Source organism: Paraburkholderia sp. HP33-1 (assembly GCF_021390595.1).
Classification (GTDB): domain Bacteria; phylum Pseudomonadota; class Gammaproteobacteria; order Burkholderiales; family Burkholderiaceae; genus Paraburkholderia.
In genome coordinates, this window is record NZ_JAJEJR010000001.1 from 331,676 (window position 1) to 351,883 (window position 20,208).

Genomic DNA, 20,208 nt, shown 5'->3' on the forward strand with positions numbered 1-20,208 from the left:
CCCTGCTATTTGACATTTCCAATTGTATGGAGGCGTTTGGTCGATTCAAGGCTGCTTTGCAGCGCCTGCCGAATACGACCATCATCGCTTCGATACTTGCATTCTACTATATTTCCGTTATTCTGGAAATGTGAAAATTTGGAGGCCGCCATGGACTGCGAAAACGGGTTGCCGACTGAACCGCTCTTGCCGTTGTCAGCAGGGTGGCATTGCCGCTCGATGCTGGGATTCGTCATGCTGACGGCACACGGGCGAACTGCGAGCTCAGCGACACCATCTGCTGGAGGGCGCCCACCGCCGAAGTCAGGCTATGCGTCTTTCCCGGCCGACGCGGCAAGGGCGTTTGAGTTGGAAACAGGGTACGCGACCTCAGGGATTGCGTTATCGGCTGCGGATGACGAGAAACTCGACCTTGCACGATTCCTGGCTACGGACGGCTCGTCGGCTGCTGTTCTTGTGTTGGATGCCCGAGTCCTGAGCCGTGTCTGGCCGCCATGTGACTGGAAGACGCCGTTGGTGTTAGTCCGCAATCGTCTCGCCGACGAGGGTTCGACGTTTTTCGTCGCCTTGACCACGCGCCGTGAGTCAGGTGGGGTCATCGGGGCGTTGGCAAGCCTGCGGGAGCGGCTGGTTGCGAGCCGCGTTCAGCGATATAGCAATCGGGAGGGAATTGGCTTTCTCGGTTCCATACAGGTCGCACCGCAAATTACCGCCACACGCCGTATGGACCCGCTTCACGAGCGGGTGGCCGCTGTCATCGCGCACAGACTCGCCTCGACAACGTTCTTTTGCTGCGACGCTTTTCGCATCGGTAGCGGCGCCATCAACAAACTGAGCCAGATGAGAGGCTAAAAATTGAGCACGATGTCGGGTCGCGACGGGAACGCCAGCCAGAAGACCGCACCAGCAGACAGCCACGACAGGCTCGTGACGTGGGCCCTGGCGCTGGCGCAGCTCGTCTCGTGGGGCTCCGTCTACTATTCTTTTTCGCTTCTGGTCGTGCCCATGGAACAGACCATGGGCTGGAGCAGGACAGCGACAAATGCCGCGCTCTCGATAGGGTTGCTAGTTTCTGGCTTCGCTGCCTATCCCATTGGACGCTGGATTGACCATGGACTCGGACGCAGGGTGATGGTCGTCGGCTCGGTCATCGCCGCAGCTATGCTGCTGCTCTGGGCCGGTGCGCAGTCGCTGTCGGTGCTCTTTGTAGCATGGATTGGTCTCGGCATCTCCATGGCGGCGACGTTCTACGACCCCGTCTTCGCCGTCGTCACGCACCGGTATCCGCGAAGCTTCCGAACCAGAATCACGCTCATCACACTAGTCGCAGGATTTGCCAGCACGGTCTTCATACCGCTGACCCAGTTGCTGGTTGGCTCGGTCGGGTGGCGCACATCGCTTGTAGTTCTCGCGGCACTGAACCTGACTATCTGTTTGCCTATCCATGTGCTGGCAATCCGTTCTTCGCGCGCTGACCCGGGCGCCCGGCCAACCAATGGTGCCGTAAAGCTGGCCAACGAGGCAGCTACACGTCGCGCGCTCCGTTCTCCAATTTTCTGGGCGCTCGCGGTGTGCTTCACAGCCTACTACGCGACGTTCGCGGCGCTCACTTTCCATCTGGTGCCGCTCATGGTCGAGCGCGGCGTGTCGAACGCAGTGCTCGTCACGACCATGGCGCTTATCGGTCCGGCTCAGGTCGCCGCGCGGGCCGTCTGGTTCGCCTTCGGCCGAACGGTTCATGTAAGTGCCGTGGGCATCGTCATCGTGACGCTGTTCCCGCTCTCGACCGTTGTCCTGATAACTGCTGGTCACTCGGCCGCGCTTCTATGGCTGTTCGCGCTTTGCTACGGCGCTGCGAACGGCATGATGACTATCCTCCGCGGTACCATCGTTCAGGACCTGATGTGGACCGAAGGCTACGGTGCGGTCAGCGGCATGCTTTCGTTCCCGTCGAATGTCGCCAAGGGCATAGCACCGATTGCCGCGGCTAGCATCTGGAGCTTTACTCATGGTTATGTAGCCCTTGAGTGGACCGTGTTTCTCGTCTCGATACTGTCAGCAATCGCGTTCATTGCGGCTGTTCGGGTTAGCCGTCATGCCGCAACCAGTGCAGCTTGAGCCCGTTTCCTTGTCCGCCTAATAATAGGTCCGCCATGAAGATACGTGCCGCACGAAGCGAAGACCTTGATGCCATCAAAGCATTGCTCGCGGAGAACGGGTTGCCGGTCGCTGATGTCGATGCAGCGTTGCTCGACGACTTCACGGTCGCGGAAGACGTAGACGGCATGATTGTCGGCAGCGTGGGGCTTGAACGATTTGGTCGCAGCGCGTTGCTACGGTCGCTCGCTACTTCCAGAAAGGTCCGAAAGCAGGGGCTCGGTACGAGAATGCTGGCCCATGCGGAGTTAATAGCGCGAACGGCGGACGTTTGCGAATTGTGGCTACTTACGACGACGGCGGCCGACTTCTTCCGAAGCTCTGGATACACAGATGCCGCGCGGACCACTGCACCTGCTGAAGTACAGGCGAGCCTTCAGTTTGCCCACCTCTGTCCGGCGAGCGCCGTCTGCATGAAACTGACACTGTGAGACACGGGGGAGGCAGTTGAATATTTGGCCGTATGTATCGGCTTTTCAAAAAGTGAACGGACAATTCTTATAAATCAATGGCTTATGTTGGATTCTGGATGAGCTCAGTACCGGTTTGACCACTGAGAAACATCGGGAAACTGGCGGGACCAACTGCTCGTAGCGAAAGAAGCAACGACTACATGGCGCGCTTGTCTTGGGTTGTCTGTTTTGCGGCGCCCCCGCAGATATTCCTCGCTTTGTAACCTGCGCGTTCCTCGAGCATCGAAATAGCCCCATGTCGCTCGAACTTGCCGACAACTGACGAATGGACCTATGGATTCAACCCTGCGCACCATGCGCTGACCTTGCTGGCAAGTCGGCGACTGAACCACCTCATCACGACCTTGCGCTCAATGGTGGGGGTGCAGTGCAGGATGAGGTCCATCATGTTGGGTTCCGAATAAAGAAAGACCTGCGACCCTAATTGTTGGCCGTGCCGCCACGGCTGCATATTCGTGGAACCAGACTGCTGCGGTGGCGGGAATGCGACGTTGATGCGTGGCTTGCCGAACAGGTTCCGTCCGCCATGAAGGTTCGTGCCGCACAAAGTGACGACATCAAGGTCGTGAGCGCAGCAGTTTCTGGAAAGACTCATGCACGAGTCATATTTGTAGCCGACCGTATTCAATACCGTCTTGAGTCGTCGGAGAGCCGCCTAGTGGTCTTTCGTCTCTGAACAACCGGCTACGTTATGGGGCATAGCGAATGTCGCCGGTCCCCGGCAAATGGTGTCGCTGAAAGCCTGCCGGGTACGGCCCACGTGCCGCTCCGCACCGAAGGTTCAAAGCGATTTATATGAGCATTTCATTAGGGAATTGACGAGGTCGATGAATTTGACTATCTTCACATCAACCAGTCGCACGCTTGGTCTCGCGCGCCGTTCAAGTGGCAGTAGGTGAAGAAGACCGTTGGGCACTTTTCTGACTGGAAGCATATTTGTCCCTTAGAAGCCTTTCTCCAATTTGAACAGGTAGAGGCAGTAGTCATTGGACGAATCCATCCAAATCTCTTGGAGGATTCGGCGTGTCTATTAGGTCTTACTGCCTGTTTGAATTTCTTCACACGAATTTCACACCTCGCTGCAGTCAGCCGTTGCTGCAGTGCTGCGCTCGTCGACCGTCGAAAGCGAACCTCCATCCAACTGGTTTCGAACCAGTCCGAAGGTCGTCAGCGACTCCTTTGTGCCGTCCTCTATGCCGACCACGCGCGAGCCAGACCCGACTCGCTACCCATCAGACGCGAGGCACTTCTGTAGCCAACCGGACGACGCTCCGGTCAGCCATGCATGGCGTGCTGATTGGAAGCTCCGCGGCACGTTCTAATCAAATCGACCTCGCTTTTTGCGCGATTCGTTTATGCCAGCCTGGTTTTCGCGAATCACACTGGGAGTGTGGACATGGCGAATAAGCGAAAAATGGCTAATGCCCTGCTGCTGAACGCGTACACGCCGCGGGAATCAAGGGCGATTTTCGAGGACATTAGAGTATATTCGGCCTATCCCAGACCACAGACGGAGGGCTGGATAACGGAGTCATTCCGGTCCGCAAAGGAACGGGTGCGCGCTTCTATTGCTCAAAAGCTTCCTACAATTTTATTGCTTCTCGAAGGTTTTTTGCAGATAACCGGAGTAACTTTTCCCGGGGCTGACTGGAGCGAAAATAAGGCTGTATGGGAGCTATTTCTGGGCGCCCTGCATTCACCGCGCTTTTTGGCCGCAAGTCAAGCGCGTCGATACGAATTGACACGTTGTTTATTGCTGCTGCTAGAGGCTTCAGCATGGAAACCAGATTCTAATTGGCTCAACCGCTATAGACCTAAGCTCATGCTAGTAACGGGAGCACTTGAGCGATGTCTTGAGCGATATCAGTTTCTCTACGTAAAGCTCAGAGTTGTAGACGTATGGATGAATTGGCCTGGAACAAATCTGACCGGAAGCCATACGTGGTTCGACCTTTTCGAGGTTCGCAAAGCTTTCGGTCAACGATATACGCATGAGTTCCATATCGCGTGTGCGCACATGTTTTCTCTTAGTAGAACACCTAATATGCCGTTAAGGAAGCAATTGCCTGCGTTTATGGTTCGCAATGTAAAGCTGACCTTGCGAGCCCGAAAGGACAGCGATGCAAGTTCGGATTTTTTTCGGGAATTGGCTGTTGATTTTCTGCGCAATAAAAAGTCTGATTTAAAAATTGAGACTGCCATATCACAATGGCGGGGGCAATTTGTCGCATTTGCTAAAGGACTAATTTCGTTGGGTATTTTTGCCGAGCCAGAAGGCGGAATCGCACAGCCTCCGGAACGTAGTGTGCCTGCGTCTAAGACACATACGAAAATCATAGATGGGGTCGAAACGCGAACAAAGTCGATAACTCCGTTCGTTATGCTGCCTTTTACAGATGAAGAAGCTCTGGCGGAAAAACGTGAGCAAGTTTCGCGGGATGTTGACACCCTTCTTAAGTGGTCTGTAGTGAAATCCTCGCAAGTCTGGAATATATACCTTCGGCGTGTTCAGATTTGGCAGTCGGGAACTCCCCACCCATTGACGCACGCCGACGAAAAGCTACAGAATTTTCGTGAGGCGAGCGCGACGCCGTTGGCGAATGTAGCAGCCACATTGACAACTCATGGGTTCTTGACTCGTGAAGATTGCAACAAAGACGGCCACTTTGGTTTAAACGCGTTGTACCGCGGGAGACTAACCGAGTGGGCAAACGAGCTCGCATTGCCCACCACGGGCACCTTACTTTCATTCATAGTAAGATTGGTAATCGAAAATACAGAACTCACTCCCAGTTTTCTAGAAACATTGGAGCTTTATGATGCTTTTGGGTCGAGAGTTGGGTTTGGCCGCACTCAGGGAGGCTATTTCCTACGCGGGTTTAAACGAAGGCGCGGAAAGAAGTGGGCGGAACAATCTCTCTTGATTAACCTTGAATCAGCACGGACTGTCCTCAAGCTTATTTGCCTGACGGGAGTCTGTAGGCGATACTTGAAGAATAAAAAAAATGATAGCGCGCGCTATCTCCTTTTGACGACCGGAGTAGGTTTCGGCTATCCCACACCAATCAAAAAAATAGGCGCGCAAATCAAACCCAATAAAATCGTACGGACTGGGTTTGTCAACGAACTTCAGCAGTTTACCGACTGCACCAAGGAGTACGCTGAATATCTTGCCAAAAACTTTAGCTTGCCGGCACTTCGGTCGCAGATGGTGACGAAGCTATATTTGGAAACGCACGACACTGCAGAAGTTGCGCGAGCCTTGGGCCATGTCCAGTTCAAATACAACCTCGTCTGCAGATATATTCCGGAACCAATCATCATTTTCTTTATGGACCGGTGGATACGGATACATCAGACTCGATTTGTCGTTGAGGCGTTGGTGAATAGTCCATATCAGCTTGAAGCTAGCGGTCTCGAAGACAAGGACGCACTCGAGCGTTTCATGCATAACCACTGCATTCCGCTACATCCGACAAGTAGTGACGTGCCGGGTCAGACCTCCGAGCATAAGAAAGACATGACGGGTGCTACAACGTTGATTGGTATCAACGCAGATGTCATGACTTTGTTTTGCAGTATCAGTTTGGCACAGGCTCACGAAAGCAGACCGCTGCGCCCTGGCGCCGTGTTCTGGGTCGAGCTCGCTGAGCCGCTAATAGCAGAACTTGAAGCGTTACGTGAATCCAGGCCGGATTTAGCCGCATATCTAGACGAGGGACGTCGAGCGGCAAGCGTGTCCTTAGTGGCGGAGATAATTTATGAGTGATTTGCCAATCGACATTCAGGCTTGGATTGAAGCACAGGAGCGGCCCAAGGCCGCCCGGTACAGGCAAGCCCGATTTCTAAAAACCGAATACAAAGCGCTCGTTTGGAAGTGCGATTTCGGGACAAAAGGAAGTTTCGAAATTGATTGGAGAGTGACTCTCTCCGATGGGTCATTATTGACCGCAGCTAAGAATGCGCGATTGTTGGATTCATTCCGTGTTTTCCTCTGTGTTCAAGCGCATCCGGACAGTACTTCCCAAAGCTTCGAGCGGGCGGATAATACAACTTATCACAGCGTTCGCTCGGCAATGTGGATAATCGACTATTTCCTTCTTAATGATGAGTCTCTCAAACTGCATCAGCATGCGTTGGCCGGTTTGACTGAATCGGATATTGAGAGGATGTTATCTGCATTCGCTGCCTCGTCTACGGTTGAGGGAGTTTATGATTGGAGAACGCGACTCACAGAATTACTTCGCCGCGGAATCAAAACGGTCGGTTGGGACGACATCTGTCAGGGCGTCAAGAGAAGCCGGGAAATTGTGGAGGTTCGTGTCGAGGAGGGCGACCGCGAGTTGGAATTGAGTGAAGTTGAGATTATCTATGCTCGTTTCTGGCTTCGGCGCGAAGGGCTTGCTCGTACCAGCGGCTCAAAGTGGCCCTACACCGTGAAGCCGAATGCGGCGTCGATTGCGTCTCGGATTTTCAACGGAACGATAGCCGCTTACGCGACAAAGCTGACTGTTCCGGAGGAACTTTGCTGGGCCCCAAAGGAAAGTTATTCCGTCGAGTACCCGAGGTCGGCGATACGCGCCGAGCCTGCTGACCGGGAGCAACCACGCTCTCTCCCGAGCATGCGGTCGCATCTACGGGTAGCAAGATGCCTCAGACTCGTGTCGGCAATGAGCGCCAAGATTCCCAAGGCTGCTCTTCGCGCGCTCACGGCTGCGCGCGCCGAACTTTTAATAGCATCTGAGAGAGTGGGACATTTCCTCCTTCCCTCACCGGAGCACGTAAAGTTCGGTTTGGAAAAAGCAATCGAGTTTTTCAAGAAGCAGGTCCCCCATATACTAAGTAGCTATGTCTCAGTCATACAAGCGGCGTTCGCTGCGGGGGAGGGTGAAAGAACATTCGCAACGAGGCAGCGAGTCAGCAACCTTATTGAAGAGAAAACCCGATTATTCGGTGTGAAAGTCTGGAATTTGTCCCGCGACTTTGCTGGTGTCTCGCGACTTACAATGAAAGAGAAACATCGGCGCCCTGCTTCGCAATTCTTCTATGCGCTCCGTAACAACGAAGGTTTAGTAGAGCTTGCTCAAATTGCGCTCGGCGCATGTCTTTTCATTGTTGGCGCTTTAACTGGAAGAAGGCAGGGCGAGCTTCAGGATTTGAAAAGCGACAAATGTGTCGACGTAAAGCAACATTTGCTGGTATTCGCCAATCGGAAAAGTGGGATTCTGGGAGTACGTAACATCGAGTCGAGGCCTATCCCACCGTTAGTTTCTGAGGTAATTATTTGTATCCAGAATTTTCATGCTGAATTGCGCGCTGCCAGTGCAATTTCCGGCGCGACAAATTTATTCTCGACGGTTACAGCGAACGGTGCATGCGTCTTGTCTGGTGCCTCGATGAATCGCCTTCTAGACCGATTCATCGATTATATTGAACTCCCACTGAATCCAGACGGTACTCGTTCATATATCCGGCAACATCAGCTTAGACGCTTCTTTGTGACCGACTATTACAGGAACCGTGGCGGCAATTTGGCTACGCTTACGTGGTATCTCGGCCATACACACCTTCGCCAGATTGAAGCGTATTTAGATTCCGACTACGGCGCTTACGAACGTGAACGTTCGCAGGCACATGTGGCAGTGGAGGGCTTGCAACAATCCCAAAGTAGTCCGTATGAAAGCTTGAGGGATTTGATTGACGGGAAATTTGGTACGCGAAATGCCGTTTTCGAAGAAGCCGATGCGGTGGAGGATTTCTTGGCTTCCAAGCGGCATGACCCACGATACAAGATAATCGACGAGGTATTAGCGTTCCGAAGTGCCGGGACCCTCAAGGTACATTTCTTGAGGGAGGGGTAATATGATAGAAAAGGACCGATTGATTGAAATTGTAGGAGCAGAGGACACCTCGACCCGGCGCCTCTTTAAATTTCTACAAATTGCCCAAGCCCAGCCCGAAACGCTTATTACATGGCCGGGCTTGGCCGACGCCGTGACATCGCAGGGGGCGCTTGCTGCCTTCCAAGACCGCTCGCTCAAGATATTCGCTTGTAGCTTGAACACCCTCAAGAGTCGTGCTCAATCGGAGCTTGTCGCTGGCTGGGGTGCCTTGGATTTCGCGCGACGAGGAACGCTTAGCTCTCTTTCATCTCAGACGAACTTTGTCGAGAATGATTCGACGCCAGGGCGTGGAAGTAAGGCAGAACTCGCGAAGAAACTGGCGGACCTCATGCGTAGCTACAAACAATTACAAACTGACAACTGGCAGCTCATAAAGGCAGTTCGCCGGCTGCTGAGCAATGCAGATAGCATCATGGAGCAATTTCCCAACGATGCGCTCATTAAACAGATTAAGACGGAACGCGCAGAAGTTCTTGCGATGTTCAGCTTCTTAAAACATCCGGTGCTTCGACAAGATGAGACGAAAGAAGAATAGTTCAAATCGCGAGGACCGGGAACTGCTAGTCAAGCTAGAGGCGCGGTTCGATTACTTCTCGCATTTGGGCATTGATAAAGACCCGGTGTTCAAGCCGGCAATAAATCTTTCTTGCTTAAATTGGCCAGACGGGCGTCTTTGCTTTGTTGCGACTGCCTTCCTGCAGGAGCAGTTTGAAAAAAATTGCGCAACTGAAATTAGAGGCGGCACGCTCCGCACTAAAGGCTATCATCTAACGCACTTAATCCGTTTTTGTTATCAGAGCAAGACCGATTTTATCGACCTGACCGATGCACAATTCACATTATTTGCAAATAACATGCTTACCGGGGCAAATATCCCAGGAAATCCATTGAGTGGGTTATTGCGAAATGGGTCGGTGCCATACGAGATTTGCCGTGATTCTTTAGATTTCCTGGAATATGTCGGGAAATTTAGCGGAAAACCTGAACTTGTATCTAAACACGGACAAATTCGGGCAGAGCGAGTCACGCAATCGCACATAGATGAAACAACGGGAGTTATTGTTACACGCATATCTTGGGCGCGGGACGGCCTGCCTCGTAGAGGTGAGGTGCGTACCAGGCAAGCCATCAGTGACGAGAACCTTAAGAAGTTGACTTCGTCAGTCAAATTGGTCGTGAAACAGGGTAATTTTACGATATATCGAAAACGCCGGATGCACGTCATTCTAAGGTTGCTTAGAATTTTAGGGTGTCGTCGTACAGAGCTAGTGCTCTTGAAGGTGTCCGATTTCGAACAAGCCGAAAAAATGGCGAGCCCGAAATTAACGGTAACAACTCTCAAACACAAAAAACCTGAAACGAGGAGGATTGACATAAATCATGTCGAAATAAGGGAGGTGCTAAATTTCGTTAAATATTTTCGGTCAACTGTTATAGGGGCTACATGTGGAGATAGGAGCGATGATGGTTTTCTTCTCATCAGTGCAACAACCGGAAAGAGACTTGCCGAAAACACTATCACCCAGCTCATTCGAGAATTAAAAGTAGCTGCCGAAATTTCTGAACAAACTTGCGCACATATGTTTCGGAATTTATTTATCGTCGAACGCTTATGTTATTTGATGGAAAAACATAAGATGCTGAACAAAGACGAATTTAAGCGAGCGCTGATAGACAAGCACACGCTGCTTAAGGATGTCATGAAGGAGACTGGCCAAAAAAATATGCGCACTATTCTCCGATACTTGGAAGGAGCAGAGGCTAAGCTCGCGAACCTCGCCCTGACCAAAAAGAGCGTGCGCGCAGACCTTTTGGAAGATTCGTTGAGAGTGTGCCAGGAACAACACCTATCGAGAATGTCCGAAGGCGTGTCGGAACTGGTCTCGCTTCGAATTTTTCAGGACTCTGTTGCAGCTGCTCGTAAGGAAGCGAGCGCTCTCTCGTCATCCTGAGCTGGCAGGCCCATTTCCCGAACTACAGACATCGTTTTGATGGCTGATTGCCAGGATTGTCGAATCTCACTAGGGTGACAAGTGTCAACGGATTCAAGTTGTGGATAACACAAAATAATCAAGTAAAAACAAATAGTTAAAAATATGTGACAAAGCATGCAGAAAGCGAACCGTTCAGCTCGTCCAGAAAGAGCACGCCCAGATGCGCGAGCGTGATCTCGCCGGGCTGTGGCGGATTGCGACCGCCGACCAGCGCCGCCGCGCTCGACGAATGGTGTGGAGCGCGAAACGGCCGCTGCCGCCACTGCGACGGCTTGAAGCCGATCCGGCTCGCGGACAGCAGCGCGGCCGAGGCGAGCGCCTCGTCGTCGGTCATGGGCGGCAGCAGGCCGGGCAGGCGTGCCGCGAGCATCGACTTGCCGGCGCCGGGCGGCCCGATCAGCAGCACGTGATGGCCGCCGGCCGCCGCCACTTCGAGCGCACGTCGCGCAGCGCGCTGGCCGATCACGTCGGCCATGTCCGGCGCCGGGGCGGCGGCGTGCTCGCCGAGTTCCGGCGCTGCGACCGGGCTGAGGCGCGCATCGAGCGAGCCCGCGAGGTGAGCGCATAGCGACGGCAGATCGGCGGCACCGAAAACGTCGACGCCGGGCACGAGCGCCGCTTCCGCCGCGCTCGCGGCGGGCAGGTAGAGCTGTGGGGTGTGGAAGGCCTGCGCGGGTTCCTGATCGAAGGCAGGCGGCAACGCAGAACGCGATTCAGATGAGGTATCGGCGGCGGCGCTCGTGCGACCGCCGCGCGCCGTGCCGCAGGCCATCGCGAACGCGCCGCGCATCGGCCGCAGCGCGCCGGTCAGGGACAGCTCGCCGGCAAACTCCCGATAGAGCAGAGAGTCGGCCGGAATCTGCCCGCTTGCGGCGAGGATGCCGAGCGCGATCGGCAGATCGAAACGGCCTGATTCTTTCGGCAGGTCGGCGGGCGCCAGGTTGACCGTGATGCGCCGGACCGGGAAATCGAAACCGCAGTTTTGCAACGCCGCGCGCACGCGCTCACGGCTCTCGCGGACTTCCAGGTCGGGCAGGCCGACGATCGAAAAGGACGGCAGCCCATTGGCGAGGTGAACCTCGACGGTGACTTCGGGCGCGCGGCCAGCGGCCGGCGCGCGGCTGCGCACCACGGCAAGCGACATATTCCCCCCGTTGGACGGCGCGCTCACGACGCGCGCAAATCCCCTAAAACGCTGATGACGTCACGGCACGCTTGCCGGTGAGGTGCGGCACTGCGCAGCGCGAAGGCTGCCGGCAGCGCTTACGGCGTTTGCGTGAGCGGCAGCTTCTGCTCGAGTTCGGCGACGCGGCGCTCGAGCTCTTCGAGGCGCGCGCGCGTGCGCACGAGCACCTGGGTCTGCGTATCGAATTCCTCGCGCGTGACGAGATCGAGCTTTGAGAAGCCCTGCGACAGCATCGCCTTGACGTTGCGCTCGACATCCTTGGCCGGCGAATTCTTGAACAGATCGCTGACGCGAGCCTGGAAGTCGTTAAAAACGTCGTTCGGTTGTTTCATCGTGTTCCCCTTGGTGCACAAAAAATGTGCATGTTTCGTTGCGTCCATGCCAAATTGCGGCGAATGGGCGATCCTGGTGCGCGATGCGTCGGCCGCCGCGGCCCCGTGAGCGGGTTTGGTGCGCGCCGTCGCGTTCAGAACGTTCGAACACTCTAGCAACGATCCCCCGGCCGCGCCACCGCCCGCCGCGCCGCTGGCCGTTCGGACAAGGCCGTCCGGGCGCGTTGCGCCATGCATGCGACGCGCAGTCTGACACAACATGGCACAGGAGTTGCTGTTACTGCCCCGCGCGCACTGCCAGGACGCTTTTGCCGGTAGCGCAGGGGACCGCAATCACGGGTATGCAACGGGTGAGCAACGGATCAGCAACGACTAGCGAGGGATTTCATGAAGCTAATTACCGCAATCATCAAGCCGTTCAAGCTCGATGAAGCGCGCGAAGCCTTGTCGGCAATCGGCGTGTCGGGCATCACGGTGACGGAAGTCAAAGGCTTCGGACGGCAGAAGGGCCACACCGAGTTGTATCGGGGCGCCGAATACGTCGTCGACTTTCTGCCGAAAGTGAAGATCGAAGCGGCGGTGTCGGACGACATCGTCGACCAGGCGATCGAGGCGCTCGAGCGTGCCGCGCGTACCGGCAAGATCGGCGATGGCAAGATTTTTGTCACGCCGATCGAACAGGTAGTTCGGATCCGCACCGGGGAGACCGGCGCGGACGCACTGTAAAAGACCAGAGCATAGCTATACAGATAGCGACAAGAGGAAAACGAAGATGCGCAAACTATTGATGTCCCTGCTGATGGCCGGCTCGCTGCTCGCGGGCGGTGTCGGCGCCGCCCTCGCGGACGATGCGTCCGCTCCCGCAGCCGCCTCCGCTCCCGATACGACGGCGAGCGCGCCCGCACCGGAAGCCTCCGCTGCGGCCGCTGCACCGGCCGCTTCGGCCCCCGCCGCCGATGCGTCCGCCAGCGCGCCGGCAGCAGCCGATGCTTCGGCCGCCGCGGCCGCCGCCGCGCCGGCCACACCGACCGCGCCGTTCTCGGTCGATTCGTCGAAGATCAACTCCGGCGACACCGCCTGGATGCTGACCTCCACCGCGCTCGTGCTGTTCATGACGATCCCCGGTCTCGCGCTGTTCTACGGCGGCATGGTCCGTAAGAAGAACGTGCTTGCGACGCTGATGCAAAGCTTCGCGATCACCTGTGTCGTGACGATTGTCTGGATCGTGATTGGCTACAGCCTCGCCTTCACGCCAGGTGGCTCGTTCATCGGTGGCATGTCGCGCCTGTTCATGGCGGGCATGAACTATATCCACGGCGACAAGGCGACGACGTTGACCGTCAGCCACCTCGCGCCGACGATCCCGGAAACGGTCTACTGCGTCTATCAGATGACGTTCGCGATCATTACCCCGGCGCTGATCACGGGTGCGTTTGCTGACCGGATGAAGTTCTCGGCGATGCTGGTATTCATGACCCTGTGGTCGATCATCGTCTACTCGCCGATCGCGCACATGGTGTGGGAACCGAGCGGCTGGCTGGCTAGCGCGGGCATCCTCGACTTCGCGGGCGGTACCGTGGTGCACATCAACGCCGGTATCGCGGGCCTCGTCTGCTGTCTGGTGCTCGGCAAGCGCGTCGGCTACGGCAAGGAATCGATGGCGCCGCACAACCTGACGCTCACGCTGATCGGTGGCGCGATGCTGTGGGTTGGCTGGTTCGGCTTCAACGCGGGTTCGGCGGTGGCAGCAGACGGCCGTGCCGGCTTCGCGATGTTCGCGACGCAAGTGGCGACCGCCGCGGCGGCGCTCGCGTGGATGTTCGCCGAATGGGCGGCCAAGGGTAAGCCGTCGGTGCTCGGTATCGTGTCGGGCGCGGTCGCTGGTCTGGTGGCGGTGACGCCGGCTTCGGGCTTCGTCGGCACGCTCGGCGCGCTCGTGATCGGTGTCGTCGCGGGTGTGGTCTGCTTCTGGTCGGCCTCGTGGCTCAAGCACAAGCTCGGTTACGACGATTCGCTCGACGCGTTCGGCGTGCACTGCATCGGCGGGATCATCGGTGCGCTGCTGACCGGCGTGTTCGCGGTCAAGGACATCGGCGGTGCGGACGGCAGCGTGATCCTGCAGGCGAAGGGCGTGCTGACGACGCTGGTCTACAGCGGCGTGATGAGCTTCGTGCTGCTGAAGATCATCGACATGGTGATGGGCATCCGCGTGACCGAAGAGCAGGAACGCGAAGGTCTCGACCTGGTCCTGCACGGCGAGGCCGTCGAATAACGGAAAACTGCACGTTCGCGGGCCCACGCTTGTCGGCCCGCCGGATCAAGAATAAAGATTAGCAAGCGCAGCAACTTCGCCCGCCTTCATGGCGGGCTTTTTTCTTGCGGAGCCGGTTGCGAACGGTAAATTTCCGCGTCTATTATCGTGATAGGGAGAATACATTCGAGTCTGCTTGCGAATGGAGAAACCGTCCCCAAATGGGAAAGGCAATTGCTCTACAATCTTTTTTCTCCAGTCTGCGAGTGATCAATGGTTCCGCACCTAGTTACGGCGTTAAACGGCCCGCTGCTCGACCTCGAGCGGAAGATCCTCGACGCCACACCCGCTATCGAACGCTGGTTCCGGCTTGAGTGGCAGGAGCACACGCCGCCGTTCTACTGTTCCGTCGATCTGCGTAACGCGGGCTTCAAGCTCGCGCCGGTCGACACCAATCTGTTTCCCGGCGCATTCAACAATCTGCCGCAGGAAGTGCTGCCGCTCGCAGTGCAGGCCGCGATGGCCTCCATCGAAAAGATCTGCCCGGACGCGAAGAATCTGCTCGTGATTCCGGAGCGCCACACACGCAACGCGTTCTACCTCGAAAACGTCGCGCGGCTCGCGTCGATCATGCGCCAGGCCGGTCTGAACGTGCGCTTCGGCACGCTCGACGAAACCATCAACGGCCCGGTCACGATCGCGCTGTCCGACGGCCAGAAGCTCGTGCTCGAACCGCTCGAGCGCTCGCAGCGTCGCCTTGGTCTGAAGAACTTCGACCCGTGCTCGATCCTGTTGAACAACGATCTGTCCGGCGGCATTCCGCCCGTGCTCGAAAATCTCCACGAGCAGTATCTGCTGCCGCCGCTGCATGCGGGCTGGGCGGTGCGTCGCAAGTCGATGCATTTCTCGTGTTATGACGACGTCGCGAAGAAGTTCGCGAAGATGGTCGAAATCGACCCCTGGATGATCAATCCGTACTTCGCGCACGTCGAAGGTGTCGACTTCCAGCAGCGCACCGGTGAGGAAGCGCTTGCCGATGCGATCGACGGCGTGCTGAAGAAAATCGCACGCAAGTATCGCGAGTACGGTATCTCCGAGAAACCGTATGTCGTGATCAAGTCCGATGCGGGCACTTACGGCATGGGCGTGATGACCGTGCACGACGCGTCGGAGGTCGCCGCGCTCACGAAGCGCGAACGCACGCGCATGGCCGCGACCAAAGACGGCCTCGACGTGCACGACGTCATCGTGCAGGAAGGCGTGTACACGTTCGAGCGCATCGGCGAGGAAGTTGCCGAGCCGGTCGTCTACATGATCGACCGCTATGTGGTGGGCGGCTTCTATCGCGTGCACGGCAGCCGCGAGCGCGATCAGAATCTGAACGCGCCGGGCATGCACTTCGTGCCGCTCGGTTTCGAACATACGGCGCTGCCCGATGCGCACGCGAAGCCCGGCGCGGCGCCGCCGAACCGCTTCTACATGTACGGCGTTGTGGCGCGGCTCGGGTTGCTCGCCGCATCGGTCGAACTCGAGAAGACCGATCCTGAAGCGATCCAGGTCTAAGCCACCTCGCACGGCCAGATGGCGGCATGCGTGCCGCCATCGCCGTCTTCAAAGACTATATTGACGAACAATGTCACGCCACTCAGGGCGCACCAGGACTTTCATGGACATTCTTTTCATCGCCGATCCGCTCAGCCATTTCAAGATCTACAAAGACACAACCTACGCGATGATGGCCGAAGCGGCGCGCCGCGGTCACACGGTATACACCTGCGAGCCCAGGCACCTGGCGTGGACGGGCGGCGACGTCGAGGCGAACGTGCAGCGGATCGCGATTGTCGGCGACACGGTCGATCTGCATCGTGACGTGTGGTTCGCCGCCGATCCGGCCGCCCCGCGCGCGCTCGCGAGCTTCGGCGCGGTCTTGATGCGCAAGGATCCGCCGTTCGACATGGAATACGTGACGTCGACGTGGTTGCTCGGGCTGGCCGAGCGTGGCGGCGCGCGCATCTTCAACAAGCCGCAGGCGATCCGCGATCATTCGGAAAAGCTCGCGATCGGCGAATTTGCGCAGTTCGTCGCGCCGACGCTGGTGACGCGCGACCCGGCGCGTCTGCGCGCGTTCCACGAGCAGCACGGCGACGTGATCCTGAAGCCGCTCGACGGCATGGGCGGCATGGGCGTGTTCCGGGTGAAGGCGGACGGCATGAACCTTGGTTCGATCGTCGAAATGCTGAGCCATGACGGCGCTCGCACGGTGATGGCGCAGAAATTCATCCCCGAGATCAAGGAGGGTGACAAGCGCATCCTGCTGATCGGCGGTGAGGCGGTGCCGTACTCGCTCGCTCGTATTCCTCAGGGCAATGAGGTGCGCGGCAATCTCGCGGCGGGCGGACTGGGCGTCGCGCGGCCGCTTAGCGAGCAGGATCGCAAGATCGCCGACACGCTCGCGCCGGTGCTGGCGGCGCGCGGCTTGCTGTTGGTCGGGCTCGATGCGATCGGCGACTGGCTCACCGAAGTGAACGTCACGAGCCCGACGTGTTTCCGCGAGATCATGGATCAAACCGGTTTCGACGTCGCCGCGATGTTCGTCGACGCGCTGGAGCGCGCGGTCGGCTGACACGCAGCGCTGGCGAGGCATGCCGACGCAGCCGCCTTGATTGGCCGGCTGCGACCCCAATCTGTGTAGCAAATCCGCGTCAGGCGCGCCGGCGGATTTGGCGCGAAAATGGGCCTGTTACAATGCCCGCTCTCCTGACGATGCATTCCCTCCCTCGCGACCCACGGCCGGTCCGGGGCGGTGAGGAACCGGGCATGAGTCCCGGTCCACGGTTTGGGGCCGTTCTTTTGCAGCAAGGCTGACATGGCAGGCATTCTGATCATTGCGCACGCTCCATTCGCCACCGCGTTGCGCGATTGCATTTCCCACATTTATGGCGGTTTGCCGGCGCGTATCGGCGTGATCGACGTGTCGCCGGATTGCGATCCCGCGCAGGTCGTCGCGTTCGCGAATTCGGAAGTCGCGCGGCTGAAGGAAGAGAACGGCGCGCTCGTGCTGACCGACATGTTCGGCGCGACGCCGGCCAACATCGCGGGCCGGCTCGCCAATATTCCGGACGTGCGGGTGCTGTGCGGCGTCAATCTGCCGATGCTCGTGCGTGCGGTCTGCTATCGCGCGATACCGCTCGACACGCTCGCCGACAAGGCGCTCGCCGGCGCGACCAAGGGCGTGCAGGCGATCGGACCGGCGCCGGAACCGGTCGCGCCGCCGGCCGCCTCGTGCGATTGCCTGTCGGCGCTGCCGCCCGCCGCGGCGCCCGGTGACTGTATTCCCGCGTTGCCGGCCAACGCGGATCTGACGCAGAAGACTGACGCGGCCGGCCTGTAAATCGGGCTGGTTCGCGCGCAAGGTTTCGACAGATTCGAGCGGCTTCAAAACAGCTTCAATCGCATTGCAACCGCTTTGCTGTTTCACCTTTCACCATTTCATTCAACCGCGCTTCGGACCATCACATGCTGCAACAGGAAACGACTATTGTGAACAAGCTGGGGCTGCACGCGCGCGCGTCGGCCAAGTTGACGCAACTCGCGGGCAACTACCAGGCGGAAATCTGGATGAGCCGCAACGGCCGCCGTATCAACGCGAAGAGCATCATGGGCGTGATGATGCTGGCCGCGGGAATCGGCAGTACCGTGCTGATCGAAACTGAAGGTGCCGACGAAAAGGACGCGATGGACGCGCTGCTGAAACTTATCGCCGATAAATTCGGCGAGGGTCAATAAAGCCGCGCTCCTGGCAATCGACAAACCGGAAAAATGCCGCGGCTCAGTCCGCGGTTTTTTTTCGCCGTCGACATTTGAATGCCAAAAGAGGCAGCCTGGTAATTGGCATTAAAGCGATGCAGAAGCGGTGCGAAGGCCATTGGGAAGAGTACGTAAGGTGACATGCGTTTTCAATGTTTAAACCATATATTAAGCGCGACGTGTTTTAAACGAGGCACCGGGGGTACCGATGACGCCCGATTACGATAATTCGTGTTGCGCTGCACACACCCCCGACATACTCCAAAAAGGCGCGGAATTTATAATGCCCAGTACAGTCTGAGAGCATTGCAGCGGTTTGCCGCGGCATTACACAACTAGAGGAGGTGCGCGTGTCATTCACGCTGCATGGAATTCCCGTGTCACGCGGTATCGCCATCGGGCGGGCCTATCTGATCGCCCCGGCAGCACTCGACGTAGACCACTATCTGATCGAGCCAGCCCAGATCGACGGGGAGGTCGAGCGTTTTCGCGCGGCTCAGCACCGCGTGCATGAAGAGCTCGACGCACTGCGCGCCGATCTCGCCGCGGATGCTCCCAGCGAAATGGGCGCGTTCATCGACGTTCACGCGATGATCCTGAACGACGTGATGCTCGTTCAGGAAACCATCGACCTGATCCGCACACGCCGCTACAACGTCGAGTGGGCGCTGACCGAACAGCTCGAGCGTCTGTCGCGCCATTTCGACGATATCGAAGACGAGTACCTGCGCGAGCGCAAGGCCGACATCGAGCAGGTCGTCGAGCGGGTGCTGAAGGCGCTCGCGGGCGCGACGGGTATCGTCGACAACGTGCATGGCGCGTGCGACGAGATGATCGTCGTCGCGCACGACATCGCGCCGGCCGACATGATGCAGTTCAAGACCCAGACGTTCCAGGGCTTCGTCACCGATCTCGGCGGACGTACGTCACATACCGCGATCGTCGCGCGCAGCCTCGGCATACCGGCCGCCGTCGGCGTGCAACATGCGAGCGCGCTGATCCGCCAGGACGATCTGATCATCGTCGATGGCGACCACGGCATCGTGATCGTCGATCCCGCGCCGATCGTGCTCGAGGAATACTCGTATCGGCAAAGCGAGAAGGAGCTGGAGCAGCGCAAGCTGCAACGGCTCAAGTTCTCGCCGACGCAAACACTGTGCGGCACGCGCATCGAACTGTGCGCGAACATCGAGCTGCCGGACGACGCGCGCGCGGCGATCGAGTCGGGCGCGACGGGCGTGGGTCTATTCCGCACCGAGTTCCTGTTCATGAATCACAAGGACCGGATGCCCGAAGAGGAGGAGCAGTTCGGCGCGTATCGGCGCGCGGTCGAGCTGATGAACGGCTTGCCGGTCACGATTCGCACGATCGATGTCGGCGCCGACAAGCCGCTCGATTCGATGAGCAGCGGCGACGGCTACGAGACCGCCGCGAATCCGGCGCTCGGCTTGCGGGCGATTCGCTGGAGCCTGTCCGAGCCGCAGATGTTCCTCACGCAGCTGCGCGCGATCCTGCGCGCGTCGGCGTTCGGCAAGGTAAAGATCCTGATTCCGATGCTCGCGCATGCGCAGGAAATCGACCAGACGCTCGATCTGATCCGCGAAGCCAAGCGCCAACTCGACGACGCGGGCATCGCCTACGATCCGAACGTGCAGGTCGGCGCGATGATCGAGATACCGGCCGCCGCGATCGCGTTGCCGCTGTTTCTGAAGCGGCTCGATTTCCTGTCGATCGGCACCAACGATCTGATCCAGTACACGCTTGCGATCGACCGCGCGGACAACTCGGTCGCACATCTGTATGACCCGCTGCATCCGGCGGTGCTGCATCTGATCGCGTTCACGCTGCGCGAGGCGAAGCGCGCGGGTGTGCCGGTGTCGGTGTGCGGTGAGATGGCAGGCGATCCGGCGTTGACGCGTCTGTTGCTCGGCATGGGCCTGACCGAGTTTTCCATGCATCCGAGCCAGCTGCTCGAGGTCAAGCAGGAGGTGCTGCGCTCCCATCTGAAGACGCTGGAGAAGCCGGTGGCCGACGTGCTGGCTTCGTTCGAGCCGGAAGAAGTGCAGGCGGCGCTCAAGCGGGTCGCGCTGGTTTGAATCAGCGCA

The 20,208-nt window shown here is 57.9% G+C and carries 16 protein-coding genes and 1 pseudogene; 14 read left to right on the forward strand and 3 right to left on the reverse strand.

Annotated features, from left to right (window positions below; genetic code table 11):
- Window positions 1–150: 150 nt before the first annotated feature.
- From L0U81_RS01535 to arsN2, 3 genes are read left to right on the forward strand one after another with little or no spacing between them, the layout of a single operon-like run.
- Window positions 151–852: a hypothetical protein gene (locus tag L0U81_RS01535; protein WP_233799842.1), complete on the forward strand. Its 702-nt coding sequence runs from the start codon at window positions 151–153 to the stop codon at window positions 850–852.
- A gap of 12 nt (window positions 853–864) precedes the next feature.
- Window positions 865–2,118 carry an MFS transporter gene (locus L0U81_RS01540; protein ID WP_233804174.1) on the forward strand — a complete coding sequence of 418 codons (1,254 nt, stop codon included), beginning with the start codon at window positions 865–867 and terminating at the stop codon, window positions 2,116–2,118.
- Window positions 2,119–2,153: 35 nt separating this feature from the next.
- Window positions 2,154–2,588, forward strand: a complete 435-nt coding sequence (gene arsN2 / locus L0U81_RS01545) for an arsenic resistance N-acetyltransferase ArsN2 (RefSeq protein WP_233799843.1) — start codon at window positions 2,154–2,156, stop codon at window positions 2,586–2,588.
- A 313-nt stretch (window positions 2,589–2,901) separates the two neighbouring features.
- Here arsN2 and L0U81_RS01550 read toward each other — a convergent pair whose 3' ends face one another.
- Window positions 2,902–3,225, reverse strand: coding sequence for a hypothetical protein (locus L0U81_RS01550; RefSeq protein WP_233799844.1), 324 nt, complete (start codon window positions 3,223–3,225; stop codon window positions 2,902–2,904).
- 801 nt (window positions 3,226–4,026) lie between these two features.
- On the opposite strand from L0U81_RS01550, the gene L0U81_RS01555 reads away from it, so the two are divergent.
- From L0U81_RS01555 to L0U81_RS01570, 4 genes are read left to right on the forward strand one after another with little or no spacing between them, the layout of a single operon-like run.
- Entirely contained in the window at window positions 4,027–6,399 is a 2,373-nt protein-coding gene (locus L0U81_RS01555; protein ID WP_233799845.1) for a hypothetical protein, read from the forward strand.
- A complete protein-coding gene (locus L0U81_RS01560; RefSeq protein WP_233799846.1) occupies window positions 6,392–8,491 on the forward strand; it encodes a hypothetical protein in 2,100 nt (699 codons plus the stop codon). The genes L0U81_RS01555 and L0U81_RS01560 overlap by 8 nt, the downstream gene beginning before the upstream one ends.
- A 1-nt stretch (window position 8,492) precedes the next feature.
- Window positions 8,493–9,068, forward strand: a complete 576-nt coding sequence (locus tag L0U81_RS01565) for a hypothetical protein (protein WP_233799847.1) — start codon at window positions 8,493–8,495, stop codon at window positions 9,066–9,068.
- Entirely contained in the window at window positions 9,049–10,485 is a 1,437-nt protein-coding gene (locus tag L0U81_RS01570) for a site-specific integrase (RefSeq protein ID WP_233799848.1), read from the forward strand. The genes L0U81_RS01565 and L0U81_RS01570 overlap by 20 nt, the downstream gene beginning before the upstream one ends.
- Before the next feature lie 175 nt (window positions 10,486–10,660).
- Here L0U81_RS01570 and L0U81_RS01575 read toward each other — a convergent pair.
- Together L0U81_RS01575 and L0U81_RS01580 are read right to left on the reverse strand one after the other, a co-directional pair.
- A pseudogene (locus L0U81_RS01575) lies at window positions 10,661–11,671 on the reverse strand (YifB family Mg chelatase-like AAA ATPase); the annotation flags it as partial.
- A 119-nt stretch (window positions 11,672–11,790) separates the two neighbouring features.
- Window positions 11,791–12,045, reverse strand: a complete 255-nt coding sequence (locus tag L0U81_RS01580; RefSeq protein WP_026228952.1) for an accessory factor UbiK family protein — start codon at window positions 12,043–12,045, stop codon at window positions 11,791–11,793.
- A gap of 387 nt (window positions 12,046–12,432) precedes the next feature.
- Between L0U81_RS01580 and L0U81_RS01585 the strand changes: the two genes are divergently transcribed.
- The 7 genes from L0U81_RS01585 (at window position 12,433) to ptsP (ending at window position 20,199) form a co-directional block, all read left to right on the forward strand.
- Window positions 12,433–12,771, forward strand: coding sequence for a P-II family nitrogen regulator (locus tag L0U81_RS01585; RefSeq protein ID WP_013088261.1), 339 nt, complete (start codon window positions 12,433–12,435; stop codon window positions 12,769–12,771).
- Between the two features lie 46 nt (window positions 12,772–12,817).
- Window positions 12,818–14,317: an ammonium transporter gene (locus L0U81_RS01590; RefSeq protein WP_233799849.1), complete on the forward strand. Its 1,500-nt coding sequence runs from the start codon at window positions 12,818–12,820 to the stop codon at window positions 14,315–14,317.
- A gap of 252 nt (window positions 14,318–14,569) precedes the next feature.
- On the forward strand, window positions 14,570–15,859 hold the full coding sequence (gshA, locus tag L0U81_RS01595; protein ID WP_233799850.1) for a glutamate--cysteine ligase: 1,290 nt from the start codon (window positions 14,570–14,572) through the stop codon (window positions 15,857–15,859).
- A 103-nt stretch (window positions 15,860–15,962) separates the two neighbouring features.
- A complete protein-coding gene (gene gshB / locus L0U81_RS01600; protein WP_233799851.1) occupies window positions 15,963–16,919 on the forward strand; it encodes a glutathione synthase in 957 nt (318 codons plus the stop codon).
- Window positions 16,920–17,162: 243 nt separating this feature from the next.
- Window positions 17,163–17,687 (forward strand): PTS sugar transporter subunit IIA, encoded by a 525-nt coding sequence (locus tag L0U81_RS01605; RefSeq protein WP_233799852.1) that lies wholly within the window; start codon window positions 17,163–17,165, stop codon window positions 17,685–17,687.
- Between the two features lie 125 nt (window positions 17,688–17,812).
- Window positions 17,813–18,082, forward strand: coding sequence for an HPr family phosphocarrier protein (locus tag L0U81_RS01610; protein ID WP_085482323.1), 270 nt, complete (start codon window positions 17,813–17,815; stop codon window positions 18,080–18,082).
- A gap of 371 nt (window positions 18,083–18,453) precedes the next feature.
- The gene (ptsP, locus tag L0U81_RS01615) at window positions 18,454–20,199 is read left to right on the forward strand and encodes a phosphoenolpyruvate--protein phosphotransferase (protein WP_233799853.1); all 1,746 of its coding nucleotides are present in this window, start codon (window positions 18,454–18,456) and stop codon (window positions 20,197–20,199) included.
- Window positions 20,200–20,208 lie beyond the last annotated feature (9 nt).